Below are 16,407 nucleotides of genomic sequence, written 5' to 3'. Positions count from 1 at the left end.
TTTGTAGGACTTTCCGACTATGGATGGCTTGAAGCTTCACGATCTCAGATGTTTCGATGCTGTCGTTTCCGGGGGCAGCTTCCAGGCTGCGGCCCTCGCCTTGCACCGCACGCACCCATCCGTCTTCGCCGCCGTCGCGCGGCTGGAGGAGCAACTTGGCCTCACGCTGCTCGACCGGAGCGGATACCGTGTGAACCTGACCGAAGACGGCCGCCTGTTCCACCGCCGAGCGCAACTGGCGTTGCGCGAAGTTGAGCATCTGCAAGATTATGCGGGCCAGTTGGCGGACGGTGAGGAAACCGTGCTGCGCGTCGTCATGGGCGACGTCTGCCCGAGACCCGGAATACTTGGCCTGCTCAGCCGCTTCTTCGCCGAGCGGCCGCGCACGCGCCTGCATCTCGACTATGAAGCGATCAGCGGGCCGGTCGAGCGTCTGATGGACGGCGAGGCCGACCTCGTCTTCCACCGCGCCAACCCGTCCGATCCACATCTCGAACGGATCGACCTTTGCGAGGTCGCCTTCATGCCGGTGGTGGCGCCGGGCTTCCTGCCGTTCGACAATGGGCATGACGTTACGCCGGAAGCGATGCGGCCCTTCACACAATGCGTGATCCGCGACACGGCGCGGCGTCCTTCCTCCGAAAACTTCTTCGTCATCGATGGCGCGCATTCCTGCTCTGTGCCGGACCATATGATGAAGAAGGAATTGATCCTGCATGGGCTCGCCTGGGGGCATCTGCCGGAATGGCTTATCAAAGATGAGTTGCACGAGGGACGGCTGATCTCGATCGCCGGCAGGCACATCCCCGGCCGCCCGGAGACCGTGGCAGCGGTGCGGCGACGCGACAAGCCGCACGGACCGGTGGCCGAAGCCTTGTGGCGGCATCTTCAGGATAGCGAAGCGGTTCGGAGCTAGGCCTTGCGCTCCCAGCGGCGGTCCGGCGTCTGCTGCCAGTAGGTGACGGCGTGGCCGGCTTCCTTCATCGTCTTCCAATGGCCGCGGGCGGCTTCAAGCTGGGCGGTGTCATGGCCGTCGAACAGGAACACGGCGCGCTCGTAACCGGAAAGCTCGGGCGGGCTTGCGCCGTCGACCAGGAAACGGATCTGCGCGGCGTTCTGGTTGCCGCCCCCCGTGGTGAGCAGGATCGGCTGCTCCGCCGGATGGGCCTCGCGGTCGGTGGCATGCGCCAGGAAGGAATCGTCGCGGAACGTCCACAGATGCTGGTCGAGCGCGTCGCGGCGCTCCTCGGTGCCCGTCTGCACCACCGCACGCCAGCCGCGCTCGATGCTGCGCTCAAGCAGGCCGGGCAGCGCCTCCTCGAGCGTCGATTCGGTCAGGTGGTAGAACAGGATGTCGGCCATCCCGGAAGCCTTACCCTTCGTAGTGGTCGCGCACCAGCCTATCGAGCAGCCTGACGCCAAAACCCGACCCCCAGGACTGGTTGATCTCGCTCGACGGCGCGCCCATCGCCGTGCCGGCGATGTCGAGATGCGCCCAGGGGGTGTCCTTGACGAAGCGCTGCAGGAACTGCGCGGCGATGATGGCGCCGCCATAGCGGCCGCCGATGTTCTTCATGTCGGCGTTCTTGGAATCGATCAGCTTGTCGTATTCGGGCCCGAGCGGCATGCGCCACAGCCGCTCCTGCGATGCCTGGCCGGCACCGAAAAGCCGGCCGGCAAGTTCGTCATTGTTGGAGAAAAGGCCGGCATAGTGTTGGCCGAGCGCCACCATGACGGCGCCGGTCAAGGTCGCCAGGTTGACCATGAATTTCGGCTTGAACCGGTCGTTGGCGTACCACAGCACGTCGGCCAGGACGAGGCGGCCTTCGGCGTCGGTGTTGAGCACCTCGATCGTCTGGCCCGACATCGAGGTGACGATGTCACCGGGGCGCTGGGCATGACCGTCGACGGCATTCTCGACCAGGCCGATGACGCCGACCACATTGGCCTTCGCCTTGCGCGCGGCGAGCGCGTGCATCAGCCCGGTGACGGCGGCGGCACCGCCCATGTCGCCCTTCATGTCCTCCATGCCGGAGGCCGGCTTCATCGAATTGCCGCCGGTGTCGAAGGTGACACCCTTGCCGATGAATGCGACGGGCGCATCTTTCGCCTTGCCGCCGTTCCAGCGCATCACCGCCAGGCGCGCGCCGCGCGGCGAGCCTTGCGCGACGCCGAGCAGCGAGCCCATGCCGAGCTTCTTCATCTCCTTTTCGGCGAGGATCTCGACCTCGACGCCGAGCTGTTCCAGCGCCTTGACGCGCTCGGCGAATTCGACCGGCCCCAGCGCATTGGCCGGCTCGTTGACCAGGTCGCGCGCAAGCAGCACGCCGTCGACCACCGCTTCCTCGCCGGCAAACGCCTTCTTCGCGGCCGCGGGGTCGGCGCAGTGGATTATAACCTTGGCCGGCTTGGCCGCCCCGGCTTTCCTTGCGTCCTTCGCGTCAGGCTGGCTCTCCTCCTTGTCTTTCCTGGTCTTGTACTTGTCGAAGGAATAGCTGCGTAGCAGGATGCCGGCAGCAAGGCTGGCTGCCTGGCGGCCGTCAGGCTGCAGTTCCGGCAGATCGAGGATTACGGCCACCTCGGTCGCCTTGCGCAGCGAAGCGGCAACGGCGCCGCCGAGCTTCAGCCAGGCATTGTCGTCGAGGTTCGAAACCTTGCCGGCGCCAATTGCCACCAGCCGGTCGACCGGCGTTCCTTCCGGCGCCAGCACCTCGGCCGAGCTTGCGAACTTGCCGGAGAAATCGGCGACTGGAAACGCGCGAGCCAATGCATCAACCGGATCGCAAGCCTTCGCCGCCTCGCCGAGCCCACCGCCGTCGGCTGCGAATACGAAGACGCTGCCCTTTTTCGGCGCGGCGAATTTAGCGAAGGAAATGGAAGGGCTCGACGTCATCAGGTCCTGCTTTCGGGAACGGCATAGGTTGCTTGGGAGGCTTTAAGACTCGGAAAGTGATATTTGGTCGTTTTCCGAGCGGAAATACCACCCCCTTTTTCGGCACCCTGATTTCGTTGATCTTTCGCCATTCCTGCGCCTTGCGCGCTTGCCCGGCACAAGGCCCGGCCCGGCATTGCCGTCAAGGACCGGCGGGTTGGAAAAGCTCGATCAAATTGCCGGACGGATCTTCAAGCAGGGTTTGCGAGCCGCCGACGCCGGTGATGATGTCGTTGCGAAAAACCAGCCCGGCGCCCTTGAGGCGCGCAACCTCCTGTTCCAGATCCGGCACCACCAGCAGGATGCGGTTCCAGCCACCCGGCACAGGACGGCGGCCATCCGGCATCGCCCGGGCGCCGGAGCTGCCCTGCCCGCTGAGCAGAAGCCGCAGGTCGCCGCGCGTTACCGAGGCGAAAGCCGGCCGCGCATCCCGTTCGATGGCGAAGCCGAGATGCGTTTCATAGAAAGCGATGGAGGCGGCGACATCATCGACAATGTAGCGAATGCTGACCTGTGCCATGACCGGGAACCCTTTCAGCTCGAGCAACGTAGTAGCAAAGCCCCGTCCGCTATCGGCAATGTCTCGCAGCCCTACGACGCCGTCGTCGCGCGATGACGATCGGTTTGCCAGGGGATCAATGCGAGCAGACCGACACAACCGACAACGGCAAAGATCGCCCCGTAGATGAAGACCGCCTCGTGGCCTACATGATCCCATAGCTGTCCGGCGACAAGGCTCGCCATGAGCTCCAGCAGACCAACGGTGGAGCTGTACCAGCCGATACTGCTGGCGCGCAGCGGCTGCGGCACGAAGTCCGAGGCGAATGCCTTGCCGACTGAACGGAAGATGCCTTGATAGAGTCCGTAGAAGGCAAAGAGCAGCCCAATCAGATAGATGTTTCGGATCGCCGCAAAACCGATATAGGCGATCAGGAAGATGATGAAAGACGCCAGCAACACGCCCTTGCGGCCGAAGCGGTCCGCCAGGAAGCCGGCTGGGTAGGAAATCAACGCCGCAACCAGATTGAAGCCTGCGTAGATAAGAATGGTCGTCTCCAGGGAGGCGCCGATATCCTGCGTCCGCAGGATCAAAAACGCATTGCTCGAATTGCCGACGCCGAACAATGCGATCACCAGCAGGTAGGTCCAATAGGCCTTGGGGAATCGCCGCAGATTGACGTCGATCGTCGCCTTCGCGGCCACGGCCGATGGCTGCTCGCGCACCAGCGCAACCATGAGAAAGGCAAGGAGGCCTGGAACGAGAGCCAGATAGAATATCCAGCGGATATCGACCCGGAGGGCGGTGAGAAGCAGCACCGCCAGCAGCGGTCCCAGAAATGCCCCCAAATTGTCGCCGATGCCTTCCAGGCCGAACGCCTTGCCTCGGTGCGGTTCCGCAACCGAGGAAGCAATCAACGCGTCACGCGGCGCGGAGCGGAAGCCTGTGCCGAGCCGGTCGACGAACCGCGCGCCCAGAACCATGGGCCATAGAGTGGCGGCGCCAGTCAGCGGCTTGGCGGCAGCGGCCAGAAAATAGCCGGCAAGAGCGATCGGTTTGCGCCTCTGAAACCGATCCGAAAGCCAGCCGGAAAGACCTTGAACGATATTCTGTGTCGCCTGGGCGACGCCATCGACTAGGCCGACGATGCCCCCGCTGGCATGCAGGGTCTGCGTCAGGAAGATCGGCAGGACGGGATAAAGCATCTCCGTGGAGATGTCGGCAAACAGGCTGGCCAGCGCCAGAAGCACCGTGTTTCGGGAAGTCCAGGTGAAGATTTTCCTGGGCGTGGCTGCAGTCATCACTCGGCCTGGGTCGGCCACCCGCCAGACTGAAACGCAACAGCTGCCACGGCGGTTGCAACGATTGACTGCCATGGGGATAGGAACGCCGGCCAATGCAACAAGCCGGCGATGCCCTGCCATGCCAATTTTTATCCACACGTGGACGGCGGCCCGATCCGGCGGCGATTGGCGCGACATTTGGTCGTTTTCAGCCATTTGGCAAGACTTTGGCCGAAATCGCGGTCTATATCGGCGCCACCATAGACAAAGGATTCGTCGCGGCACGACCTTAGCTTGCTGCCGCAACCTGCTGTTAACCATCGATGTTTCGCATTTCTTATTCATTGGCGCGGAGACTCCGCCTCGCCTGGCATGTGGCGTGGGGCGACAAACCGGAGCGAGCCGCCTATGACCCAGTTGTACGGGCGCTGCCGGATGACTACCTTGTCGGCGGGCATGATGCCGTTCGGCAAAATCGAGAAAAGCCTTCATGAAGGTCGTTGAACGCTACATCATGCGCCGTGCGCTGACGATGTTCCTCGCGGCGCTGGTCTGGACGCTGGCGATCGTGTGGACGACGCAGGTGCTGGCCAAGATCGACCTCGTCACCGACAACGGCCAGTCGGCGCTGACCTTCTTCGAAGTCGCGGCGCTCATCATCCCCTCGATCATCCCGATCGTGGTGCCGTTCGCGCTGGTGGTGGCGGTGGCGCAGACGCTGAGCGCCATGAACACCGATTCGGAGCTGGCCGTGCTCAGCGCCGCGGGCGCCTCGCGCTGGACGATCGCGCGGCCGATCCTGCTACTCGCGATAGCGGCTTGCGCCTTTTCCTTCGTCGTCGACAACGCCATCGACCCCTATGCCAGGCAGAAGAACCGCCAGCTGGTGGCGGCTTCGCGCGCCGATCTCGTGTCGCTGATCATCCAGGAAGGCACGTTCCGCAAGATCGACGAAGGCTTGTTCCTGCAGGTCGGCGAACGGCTACCCGGCAACCGGCTGGGCGGCATCTTCGTCGCCGATTCGCGCGAGGAAGGCGCCAGCCTCACCTATTACGCCAAGACCGGCAGCATCGTCGAAAAAGGCGACGAGAAGGTGCTGATGATGAATGATGGCGTCATCAACCGCAAATCGGTGACAGGCGACCTCTCCGTCATCCGCTTCACCTCCTATGCCTTCGACATGTCGGCCTTCATGTCGGCGGCTAACGACATCACGCTTTTGCCCAAGGACCGCACGACGCAATATCTGCTCAACCCGGATCCCAACGACAAGATGTTTCAGCGCGAACCGGGCAGCTACCGGGCGGAGCTCAACCAGCGCTTCGCCGAATGGTCCTATTCGCTGGTGTTCGCGCTGATCGCACTTGCCGTTGCGGGCGATGCGCGCTCGCACCGGGAGGCGCGCATCAATCCGCTGATCACCGCAATCGCGATCGCGCTGTTCGTGCGATGGTTTGGCTTCTTCGCCGCCGGTAAAGCCGACAGGATCTGGTACTATGTCTATCTGCTTTACGGCATACCGCTCATCGCCTCCGCGATTTCGATCTGGTTCATCGTTTCGTCGCGCACCATGGAATTGCCGGTCAGCTGGGCCGACTGGCTGACGAACCTTGCCAAGCGCACCGGCGACAACTGGACGACATTCAAGCTCTGGCTCGCCCGGCGCGCTTCCGGCCAGGGAGCCTGACCATGGGCTGGACGCTGGGCCGCTATTTCTTCTTCCGTTACGTCTCGATCACCTTCTGGTTCTTCCTCGGCCTGCTGGCGCTGGTGTTCCTGATCGATTTCACGGAGTTGTCGGGCCGCACGACCGGTCTGCCTGGTTTCACCTACGGCACGGCCTTCGCCATATCGGCGCTCAGGATGCCGATGATCATGCTGCAGACCGTGCCGTTCGTCGGGCTGTTCTCGGCGATGGCCACGCTGGTGTCGCTCAACCGCCGCTATGAGCTGGTCATCGCGCGTTCCGCCGGCGTTTCGGCCTGGCAGTTCCTGTTTCCGTGCTGCGTCGGCGCGCTGATGTTCGGCACGCTGTCGGTCGCCGTGATCAACCCGATCGCCGCACACGGCTTCTCCTGGTCCGAGCAGATGGAGAACAACCTGCGGGCCGGCAAGTCGAACGCCGTCACCACCAATGTCACGCCGTGGCTCAGGCAAAAGACCGAATCGGGCGACACCATCATCGGCGCCCGCGCCATCCTCAATCAGGGGCTGGAGATGGCGGACGCGGTGTTCTTCATCCTCGACCCGCAGGGCAACATCGTCGAGCGCAAGGATGCCGCCAAGGCCTTCCTGCGCGACGGCTACTGGGAATTGCAGGACGTCAAGGTCTTCAAGGGCGGCAATATCCAGGCGCTGGCGTCCGACAAGGTGCCGACCAATCTCAAGCCGGAATTCGTGCAGGAGCGCCTGGCGCGCCCGGAGACCATCCCTTTCTACGAGCTGCCGCGCAAGATCGAGGTTGCCCGCTCCTTCGGGCTCAAGGCAAATGCCTTCGCCATGCAGTTTGATTCGCTGGTGGCGTTGCCGTTCCTTCTCGTCGCCATGACGCTGATTGCTGCAACGGTTTCAATGCGATTTGCGCGAATGGGGCAGTCGGCAACGATGATTCTGGGTGGCGTCGTGGCCGGCTTTCTGCTTTATGTCGTTTCGGTACTGGTCAAGGCATTCGGTGTCGCCGGATTCGTGCCTACTGTGGTGGCTGCATGGGTTCCGGTTGTCGTGGCTATGTTCTTTGGGGTGACCTTTCTGCTATACAAGGAAGACGGCTAGTGAGGGAGGCGGTTTTGCGCAGCCATAGGCAGGCCGGTTTGGCACGCCTCTATGGGGCGACCGCCTTGGCATGTCTGTTCGCCTGTGCGGTGCCGACGGTACCCGCGCTGGCGCAGACTATCGCTGCCAAGTCCGTCCCCTCCGGCACGCAGATGCTGCTGGCCGCCGATACGCTTGTCTATGACAACGACAAGCACACGGTGACGGCCGTCGGTGGCGTGCAGATCGACTATGGCGGCAACAAGCTGGTTGCCCAGCGCGTGGTCTATAACCGCGACACCAAGCGCCTCGTCGCCAGCGGCGCTGTCGAGCTGATCAACAGCGACGGCACCAAGGTCAATTCCGACCATATCGACATCACCGACGACTTCGCCGACGGCTTCCTCAACGCGCTGCGCGTCGAGACGATCGACAAGGCCTATTTCGCCGCCGAGAGCGCCGAGCGCATGGGCGGCGTGCTGACCACCTTCCACAACGGCGTCTACACCGCCTGCGAACCTTGCGAGGACAAGCCGGACAAGGCGCCGACCTGGCGCGTCAAGGCGCGAAAGATCATCTGGAACGGCGAAAAGAAGACGGTCCGCTTCGAGAACGCGAATTTCGAGTTCTTCGGCTTCCCGCTTGCCTATCTGCCGGCTTTCGAGATCGCCGACCCGACGGTGAGGCATAAGAGCGGCTTCCTGATCCCCGGCATCGTCTACAACAACCATCTCGGCGTCGGCGTCAAAGTCCCCTATTATTTCGCGCTGTCCCCGACCTATGACCTGACCGTCACCGGCAGCGGCTACACCAAGCAGGGTTTCCTCGGCGAGGCCGAGTGGCGCCAGCGCTTCAACAACGGCCAGTACACGCTGAAGATCGCCGGCATCAACCAGCAGGATCCGAACGCGTTCATCGACACGGACACAATCGACATCAATCACGGCCACAACGTCAATTCGGGCCCGGAAGGCGATCCGAACAAGTTCCGCGGCATGATGGGCACCAAGGGCCAGTTCGCCATCAACGAGCGCTGGAATTTCGGCTGGGACGTGCTGCTGCAGACCGACAAGGAGTTCTCGCGCACCTACAACATCGAAGGCTACAGCGACCTTGTCCACCAGTCGTCGATCTATCTGACGGGCTTGAGCGACCGCAATTATTTCGACGTTCGCGCCATGCGCTTCGAGGTACAGGAAGACACGCTCTCCAGCGATCCGACATCGCGCTCCGCAAAGCAGCCCTGGGTGCTGCCTTCCCTGGACTACGCCTATATCCCGGACACGCCTGTGGCCGGCGGCCAGCTGTCGCTCAACGTCAACGCACGTGTCATCAGCCGCAACCGGCTCGACGCCGTGCTTGCAGATCCCGCTGTCGCCACGTCCGTCAACAACGTGCGCGGCATCGAAGGCGAATCGAGCCGGATCACCGCCGAAGCCGAATGGAAGCGCACCTTCACCACCGATGACGGCCTGCAACTGACGCCGTTGCTCGCCTTCCGCGGCGATGCCGGCTACGTCAACGCCAATTCGGCCTCGCTCGATGCCGTCAACCAGATGGCGACGAATCTCGGCCAGGACGTCGACATGCGTTCGTCGCTTGCCCGCTACATGGCCACCCTCGGCCTCGAGGCCCGTTGGCCGCTGTTGTTCTCGATGGCCAGCTCCAGCCACATCCTGGAGCCGACCGCACAGGTCTTCGTGCGCCCGAACGAGCAATATGTCGGCGGATTGGCCATCCCCAACGAAGACGCGCAGAGCTTTGTCTTCGACGCCACGACGCTGTTCGAGCGCGATAAATTCTCGGGCTATGACCGCATCGAAGGCGGCACGCGCGCCAATGTCGGCTTCCGGTATTCGGGCGCCTATGACAATGGCTGGGGCACGAATGCTATCTTCGGCCAATCCTATCAGCTCGCGGGCGAGAACTCCTTCACCGCACCCGATCTCGTAAATGTCGGCGCCGAATCCGGGCTGGACAAGCGGACCTCGGATTATGTCGGCCTTGTCGGCTTCAACAGTCCGAGCGGTTTCTCCGGATCGCTGAGCGGGCGCTTCGACGAGCAGACTTTCGAGGTGAGGCGCGCCGAAGTGAAGGCCGCCTATTCCAGCCTGCCGATATCGCTCAGCGCCAAATACGCCTTCATCGAGGCGCAGCCGCTCTATGGCTTCACTACGGACCGCCACGAGGTCACGCTCGGCGCTTCGACGCATCTGGCGCAGAACTGGCGGCTGTTCGGCACCGGCACTTACGACATCGAAAACAACGTGCTGGTCAAGGACGGCGTCGGCTTCGCCTACAACGATTCCTGCTTCACCTACATCATGACGTATTCGCAGACGCGCGATACCGTCACCAAGGAAGTGTCGCAGAATATCGGCTTCAACCTGTCGTTCCGCACGCTCGGCGATTTCGGCTCGTCAACAAGCGCCGTCGACACCATCCAGTGACCAAGGGGGCCGGACGCGGCTTCCGAGCCGTGCGTCGGTTCGGGCGCTGACGGTGGTTTAGTCTTGATTTGACGCATAATCCCTTGAGTATAGGCGTCCCTTGGGCATAGGCGCGATTCTCAGGGTCATGCGCTGGCGACATCGTTTCGCCGCATAGCACGGGCATGGGATCGGCTGCATCTCGCAGGCGTTCGGAGGACGCGCCGAGCCGCAATGACGGGCAAAATCGAGGCGGGGAAAAATTGGGAAGGTAAGATGAGGAAATACCTGTTTTCAGCAGGATTGGCGCTTCTGGTGGCGGCGGCCTCGATTTCGGTCACGGCTGGCGTGCAGCCGGCTTTCGCCGCGCAGATCAAGTATATCGTCAACAACGTGCCGATCACCACCGGCGACATCGCGCACCGCGCCGCCTTCTTCAAGCTGCAGCACAAGAAGGGCGACGCCGCGCAGGAGATGATCGACCAGACGCTGCGGCTGGCCGAGGCCAAGCGGCTCGGCATCCGCATCTCCGACCAGCAGGTCGACGCCGCCTACCAGCGCTTCGCCTCGGGCAACAAGATGCCGCTGGCGAAACTCGACGCGATCATGGCGCAGTCAGGCGTCAGCAAGGAGCACTTCAAGGAATTCATCCGTGCCCAGATGGCCTGGAACCAGGCGCTCAGCGCGCGCTACCGTTCCGGCGAAGGCGGCTCGGTGACCGAGCAGGACGCCGTGCGGCGCATGCTGGACAAGGGCGGCGCCAAGCCGACCGCGACGGAATACATGCTGCAGCAGGTGATCTTCGTGGTGCCGGCATCGGAGCGCTCGGCCACGCTCGCCAAACGCAAGCGCGAGGCCGACGCCATGCGTGCCCGCTTCAGCGGCTGCACCACCACGCGCGAATTCGCCAAGGGCCTGCTGGACGTCACAGTGCGCGATCTCGGCCGCGTGCTGGCGCCGCAATTGCCGTCGGACTGGGCCGAGCAGATCAAGTCGACCAAAGTCGGCGCCGCGACGCCGACCCGCCAGACCGAGCGCGGCGTGGAATTCATCGGCGTCTGCTCCTCGCGCGACGTTTCCGACGACAAGGCCGCGCAGATGGTGTTCCAGGCCGAGGGCGGCAACGACAAGGACGCCGACGAGCTCAGCAAGAAGTATGTCGCCGAGTTGCGCCAGAAGGCCAAGATCGTCGAGCGCTAGAGCCGGAGAGCAATTCCAGGAAAAGTGTGAGCGGCTTTCCGCCCGGAATTGCGTCAAGACAAAGGGATAAAGCGACAGGGTTCGACGCGTGCCTCGATACCGCAGAAAATCCACCTTCCGTCGAGGCATCAACAACCTGGTCCGCGAGCTCGCATGAACACGCAGAAGACCGATGCGCCGCTGGCGCTCAGTGTCGGCGATCCCTCGGGCATCGGCCCCGAGATCGCCATCGCCGCCTGGCAGGCCGGTGACAGCGCCGGCGTGCCGCCCTTCTATCTGCTTGCCGACCCCGCGCTGATCGAAGCCCGCGCCCGTCTCGTCGGCGCGAATGTGACGATTGCCGAGACGTTGCCGGGACAAGCAGCGCATCATTTTGCCCGTATGCTGCCCGTCGCGCCGCTCGATGCGCGCCATGTCGACAGCCCGGGGGAGCCGGACCTTGCCAATGCCGCCGGCACCATCGAAGCCATCGACCGCGCCGTCGCGGACTGTCTCGCCGGGCGCGCGGCCGCGGTAGTCACCTGCCCGATCGCCAAGAAACCGCTCTATGATGCCGGATTTGGCTTTCCCGGCCATACCGAATATCTGGCGCACCTGGCCTCGCGCCACACCGGCAGCGAAGTGACGCCGGTGATGCTGCTGGCCGGACCCGATCTGCGCACGGTTCCGGTAACCATCCACATCCCCCTGGCCGACGTGCCAAAAGCGCTCACGACGGAGCTGATCGTCGCCGTCGCGCGCATCACCGCCACCGATCTCAAGAGCCGTTTCGGCATCGCGCGGCCGAGGCTTGCGGTCGCCGGGCTCAACCCGCATGCCGGCGAAGGCGGCGCGATCGGTCTGGAAGATCTGTCGATCGTTCTCCCGGCCGTGAAGGCACTCCAAGCCGAGGGCATCGACGCCGTCGGACCGCTGCCGGCCGATACCATGTTTCATCCGCGCGCACGCGCCTCGTATGACGTGGCGCTGTGCATGTATCATGACCAGGCGCTGATCCCAGCCAAGGCTTTAGCCTTCGACGAGGCGGTCAACGTGACGCTGGGCCTGCCCTTCATCCGCACCTCGCCCGATCACGGCACCGCTTTCGACATCGCCGGCAAAGGCATTGCGCGCGCCGACAGCCTGATTGCGGCGCTGAGGCTGGCGCGCAGGCTGGCCGACAGCGGCCGGCAGACCTCGGCCGCATGAGGATCAATTGAACGCGCGCACAACGATCGACGGCTTGCCGCCGCTGCGCGACGTGATCGAGCGGCACGGCCTGCAGGCCAAGAAGGCGCTCGGACAGAATTTCCTGCTCGACCTCAATTTGACAAGCAAGATCGCCCGCGCCGCCGGCGATCTCGGCGAGGCGACGGTGATCGAGGTCGGTCCCGGCCCGGGCGGGCTAACGCGGGCGCTGCTGTTCAACGGCGCGCGTCGCGTGATCGCCATCGAGCGCGACCAACGCTGCCTTGAAGCACTGGCCGAGGTTTCCAGCCACTATCCCGGTCGCCTTGAGGTCATTCCCGGCGATGCGCTGAAAACGGATTTTGCCGCGCTGGCAGGAACGGCCAGTGGCGGACCGGTGAAGATCGTCGCCAACCTGCCCTACAATATCGGCACCGAGCTCCTGATCCGTTGGTTGACCGTGGCTGACTGGCCGCCCTTCTACCAGTCGATGACGCTGATGTTCCAGCGCGAGGTGGCGGAGCGCATCACCGCAAGTCCGGGCAGCGATGCCTATGGCCGGCTCGGCGTTCTGGCGGGCTGGCGCACCGAGGCGAGGATAGCGTTCGACGTGCCGCCGCAGGCGTTCACGCCGCCGCCGAAGGTTACCTCCTCGGTGGTGCATCTGGCGCCGCGCCCGTCTCCCCTGCCCGTCGACGGCAGAAAGCTCGGCCGCGTCACCGAGGCCGCCTTCGGTCAGCGCCGCAAGATGCTCAGGCAAAGCGTGAAGAGCCTCGGCGGCGAGGCGCTGCTGACGCGAGCCGGCATCGACCCGACGCGACGGGCGGAAACGCTCAGCGTCGAGGAGTTCGTGAGGTTGACGAACGCGGTGTAGCCGGCGCACTTTCCTTCTCCCCTTGTGGGAGAAGGTGTCGCCGAAGGAGACGGATGAGGGGTGTTCCAGGGAATGCCGGCGTCTCACTTCGCTGGAACACCCCTCATCCGTCTCGGCGCTGCGCGCCGATCCACCTTCTCCCACAAGGGGAGAAGGAAAGATCACCCCGTCTTCTCGTCCAGCAACCCCGAGATGAAATCGAACAGGCCCGGCCGCCTGTCGCGGCGCAGGCGCTCGGCGGCGACGATCGCGCGGACCTCGGCGAAGGCGCGGTCGAGATCGTCGTTGACGATGACGAAGTCGTATTCCTTCCAATGCTCGATCTCGAGGCGAGCATTCTTCAGCCTGGTCTCGATGACGGATTCCTGGTCCTCGGCGCGGCGCTTCAGACGCGCCTTCAATTCCTTCATCGACGGCGGCAGGATGAAGATCGAGACGATGTCGGCGCGCATCTTCTCCTTCAGCTGCTGGGCACCCTGCCAGTCGATATCGAACAGCATGTCGCGGCCTTCGGCCAGCGCGATTTCCGCCGGCTCGCGCGGCGTCGCATAGCAATTGCCGTGCACTTCGGCCCATTCGAGCAACGCGTCGGAATCGCGCAGCCGCTCGAACTCGCGCATGGTGCGGAAATGATAGTGGACGCCCTCTATCTCCGAGCCGCGGCGCGGCCTGGTGGTGACCGAGACCGACAGCTCCAGGCTTGAATCGCTTTCCAGAAGATTGCGCGCGATCGTCGACTTGCCGGCGCCCGATGGCGACGATAGCACCAGCATCAATCCGCGGCGGCGGATGCGGGACCCCAGATCCCTGGCAGCCGTCGGTTCCTTGGCAACCATCCCGTCACTCCAGATTCTGGACCTGCTCGCGAAACTGGTCGACCACCGCCTTGAGCTCCAGCCCGATCGCAGTGACCGCGGCGGCGTTCGACTTCGAGCACAACGTATTCGATTCGCGGTTGAATTCCTGCGCGAGAAAATCGAGCTTGCGGCCGACGGCGCCGCTGCTTTTGAGCAACACCCGCGCAGAAGCGACATGCGTTTTCAGCCGGTCGATCTCCTCGCGGATGTCGGCCTTTGTGGCGAGGAAGGCAGCTTCCTGGTGCAGCCGGACAGCATCGAGATTGGCCGAGGCATCCATCAACAGGCGCACCTGCTCGGCGATGCGCTGGCGGATGGCCGCCGGCTCGCGCGACGGATCGGCCTCGGCCTTCAGCGTTAGCGCCTCGATGATGTCGACATGGCCGGCAAGCAGCGCACCAAGTGCTGCGCCCTCGCTTTGGCGCGCCTGCTCCAGCCCGGCAAGCGCCGCCTCGAGCGCCAACAGGATTGCGGCGTCGAGCGCGGCGCGCTCCTCCTCGGTCTCGACGGCTTCGGGAATGTCGAGCACGCCACGCAGCGAGAGCAGGCCGTCGGCGGTGGCGGGCTCGATGCCGAACTGCTCCTGCAAGCGCTTCGCCAGCCCCGCCAGGTCCTTGAGGAACATCTCGTTGACCACCGGCTGGATTTGCCTGGCGGCGGCGCGGCCGACGGTCAGCGTCGCCTGGAAATTGCCGCGCGAAAAGCGCTTCTGAACGGTTTGCCGGACGGCGGTCTCCAGCCGGTCGAAACCCGGCGGCAATCTCAGCCTAACCTCGGCGCTCTTGCCGTTCACTGATTTCACCTCCCAGGCGATCGAAGTGCCTTCGCTTTCGACGGCGGACCGCGCGAAGCCGGTCATGCTTTGCAAGTTCATTGTGCCTGTCATCCCCTGTCGCAGGCCAGCACACATGGCCCAGCGCTACGCGCCCAAAAATCGCCGGACTATCGGCCGGCGCCCCCTCAAAACATGAATATGGCGTCGCGTCAAAGGACGCGTGCGGCAAGCTTTCGGGCGACATGCGTTGATCTGTATTTTGATGCATGTCGTTTTCCCGAAACCGTTACGCACTTTGGGCGACATGCATTGGCCTACTGCGCGGCGTCGCCGTTCTCGCCGCTGTCGCCGGCGTCATTGGTGTCGGCGTTGCCGTCGGGAGCGGCCGGCGCCGTCGTTTGTCCGGAAGCCTTGGCGGCGGCATCCGCCTGCTTCTTCTGCAGCGTCCGATAGCGCGCGACGTTCTGGTTGTGCTCTTCCAGCGTCGCAGCAAAGACGTGGCCGCCATTGCCGTCGGCGACGAAATAGAGATCGTCGGTCTTCGACGGATTGGCGACCGCCTCGAGCGCCGCTCGCCCCGGATTGGCGATCGGCGTCGGCGGCAGGCCCTTGATCATATAGGTGTTGTAGGGTGTCTGCTTGTCGAGGTCCGACTGGTAGATCGGCCGGTCGGCTGGCTTCCCCTTGCCGCCGAACAGGCCGTAGATGATGGTCGGATCGGACTGCAGCCGCATGCCCTTGGCCAGCCGGTTGAGGAAGACGGCGGCAACGCGCGAGCGCTCGTCGCTCCTGCCCGTTTCCTTCTCCACGATCGAGGCCAGCGTGACGAAATCATCGATGTTGGCGATCGGCAGGTCGGGCGCGCGATGCGACCAGACGTCGTCGACCAGCTTCTTCTGGTCGGCGATCAGCTTGTCGACCATCTGCTGCCTGGTGGCGCCACGGGTGAAGCGCAGCGTGTCCGTGGCAATGCTGCCCTCTGGCGGCAAGGCCGGCGGCATGTCGCCGGTGAGCGTCTCCTGATCGGCCACGCGCTGCAGCGCCTGCTCGACCGTCAGCCCTTCGGGGATGGTGAGCGAGTACATCACCGACTTGCCGCTCTTGAAGAGTTCCATGATGTCACGCATCGAGGAGCGCGGCTTGATGGCGTATTCGCCGGCCTTCAGCGCCGATTCATTGCCGGTGGCGCGCACGCCGAGCCGGAAGATGCGGGCATCGCTGATCAGGCTGCGGCGTTCGAGCTGATCGGCGATCTCCTGCACGCCGGTGTTAGGCTTGATCATGAAGGTGTCGCCATTGGCGGAGGGGCCGGGCTCGACGAAAGCCTGCATGCCGAAATAGAGCGCGGCACCCGAGGCGAGCACGACCAGGATAGCCACGGAGAGGAAGAAATTCAGGAACACGACGACCTGGCTGCGCGAGGCGCGCGACCGCTTCGACGGCGGCGGCGTGCCGGCTTCCGGGCGCAACGCCTCGGCCGCCGTCTTGGGCCTGATCGGACCGGTCGTGCCTTGCCGTCCGAAATCCCCGCCGCCGCCCGGATTTGTGCTCCCCGGATTTGTGCTCATGGCGCGCCCTACCGTCTGATCTTGCAACGAATCCCCCGGCAACAAGCTAGGGAAGAATTTGGCAAAAATGAC

The 16,407-nt window shown here is 64.0% G+C and carries 14 protein-coding genes; 7 read left to right on the top strand and 7 right to left on the bottom strand.

What is annotated here, in order from left to right:
- The first annotated feature begins 19 nt into the window (after nucleotides 1-19).
- Nucleotides 20-916, top strand: a complete 897-nt coding sequence (locus YU3_RS0106880; protein WP_027165554.1) for a LysR family transcriptional regulator — start codon at nucleotides 20-22, stop codon at nucleotides 914-916.
- Here the strand turns inward: YU3_RS0106880 and YU3_RS0106875 are convergent.
- The 4 genes from YU3_RS0106875 to YU3_RS36100 form a co-directional block, all read right to left on the bottom strand.
- A complete protein-coding gene (locus YU3_RS0106875) occupies nucleotides 913-1,362 on the bottom strand; it encodes a DNA polymerase III subunit chi (RefSeq protein WP_027165553.1) in 450 nt (149 codons plus the stop codon). The genes YU3_RS0106880 and YU3_RS0106875 overlap by 4 nt on opposite strands.
- A 10-nt stretch (nucleotides 1,363-1,372) precedes the next feature.
- Nucleotides 1,373-2,893, bottom strand: a complete 1,521-nt coding sequence (locus YU3_RS0106870) for a leucyl aminopeptidase (RefSeq protein WP_027165552.1) — start codon at nucleotides 2,891-2,893, stop codon at nucleotides 1,373-1,375.
- A gap of 181 nt (nucleotides 2,894-3,074) precedes the next feature.
- A complete protein-coding gene (locus YU3_RS0106865; protein WP_027165551.1) occupies nucleotides 3,075-3,452 on the bottom strand; it encodes a VOC family protein in 378 nt (125 codons plus the stop codon).
- Nucleotides 3,453-3,523: 71 nt separating this feature from the next.
- Nucleotides 3,524-5,059, bottom strand: coding sequence for an MFS transporter (locus tag YU3_RS36100; protein WP_245273444.1), 1,536 nt, complete (start codon nucleotides 5,057-5,059; stop codon nucleotides 3,524-3,526).
- A 145-nt stretch (nucleotides 5,060-5,204) separates the two neighbouring features.
- Here YU3_RS36100 and lptF point away from each other — a divergent pair, with 145 nt between their 5' ends.
- From lptF to rsmA, 6 genes are all read left to right on the top strand, one after another.
- A complete protein-coding gene (gene lptF, locus YU3_RS0106855; protein ID WP_027165550.1) occupies nucleotides 5,205-6,401 on the top strand; it encodes an LPS export ABC transporter permease LptF in 1,197 nt (398 codons plus the stop codon).
- 2 nt (nucleotides 6,402-6,403) lie between these two features.
- Entirely contained in the window at nucleotides 6,404-7,486 is a 1,083-nt protein-coding gene (gene lptG / locus YU3_RS0106850) for an LPS export ABC transporter permease LptG (protein ID WP_027165549.1), read from the top strand.
- A complete protein-coding gene (locus tag YU3_RS0106845) occupies nucleotides 7,486-9,915 on the top strand; it encodes an LPS-assembly protein LptD (protein WP_027165548.1) in 2,430 nt (809 codons plus the stop codon). The genes lptG and YU3_RS0106845 overlap by 1 nt, the downstream gene beginning before the upstream one ends.
- 255 nt (nucleotides 9,916-10,170) lie before the next feature.
- The gene (locus YU3_RS0106840; RefSeq protein WP_027165547.1) at nucleotides 10,171-11,094 is read left to right on the top strand and encodes a peptidylprolyl isomerase; all 924 of its coding nucleotides are present in this window, start codon (nucleotides 10,171-10,173) and stop codon (nucleotides 11,092-11,094) included.
- 153 nt (nucleotides 11,095-11,247) lie between these two features.
- Complete coding sequence (pdxA, locus tag YU3_RS0106835; protein WP_027165546.1) at nucleotides 11,248-12,282, top strand: 4-hydroxythreonine-4-phosphate dehydrogenase PdxA; 1,035 nt, start codon at nucleotides 11,248-11,250, stop codon at nucleotides 12,280-12,282.
- Between the two features lie 7 nt (nucleotides 12,283-12,289).
- Nucleotides 12,290-13,135 carry a 16S rRNA (adenine(1518)-N(6)/adenine(1519)-N(6))-dimethyltransferase RsmA gene (rsmA, locus tag YU3_RS0106830; protein WP_027165545.1) on the top strand — a complete coding sequence of 282 codons (846 nt, stop codon included), beginning with the start codon at nucleotides 12,290-12,292 and terminating at the stop codon, nucleotides 13,133-13,135.
- A gap of 161 nt (nucleotides 13,136-13,296) precedes the next feature.
- On the opposite strand, the gene gmk is transcribed toward rsmA, so the two are convergent.
- The 3 genes from gmk to mltG all read right to left on the bottom strand — a co-directional run bounded on the left by gmk (nucleotide 13,297) and on the right by mltG (nucleotide 16,335).
- Nucleotides 13,297-13,971 (bottom strand): guanylate kinase, encoded by a 675-nt coding sequence (gene gmk / locus YU3_RS0106825; protein ID WP_027165544.1) that lies wholly within the window; start codon nucleotides 13,969-13,971, stop codon nucleotides 13,297-13,299.
- A 4-nt stretch (nucleotides 13,972-13,975) separates the two neighbouring features.
- Nucleotides 13,976-14,866, bottom strand: coding sequence for a YicC/YloC family endoribonuclease (locus tag YU3_RS0106820; RefSeq protein WP_027165543.1), 891 nt, complete (start codon nucleotides 14,864-14,866; stop codon nucleotides 13,976-13,978).
- Between the two features lie 215 nt (nucleotides 14,867-15,081).
- Entirely contained in the window at nucleotides 15,082-16,335 is a 1,254-nt protein-coding gene (gene mltG / locus YU3_RS0106815) for an endolytic transglycosylase MltG (protein WP_027165542.1), read from the bottom strand.
- Nucleotides 16,336-16,407: the final 72 nt, after the last annotated feature.

Source organism: Mesorhizobium sp. WSM3224 (genome assembly GCF_000427725.1).
Taxonomy (GTDB): Bacteria; Pseudomonadota; Alphaproteobacteria; order Rhizobiales; family Rhizobiaceae; genus Mesorhizobium.
Note: the sequence above shows the minus strand (reverse complement) of the source record. Positions and strands in the feature narration are given on the sequence as shown.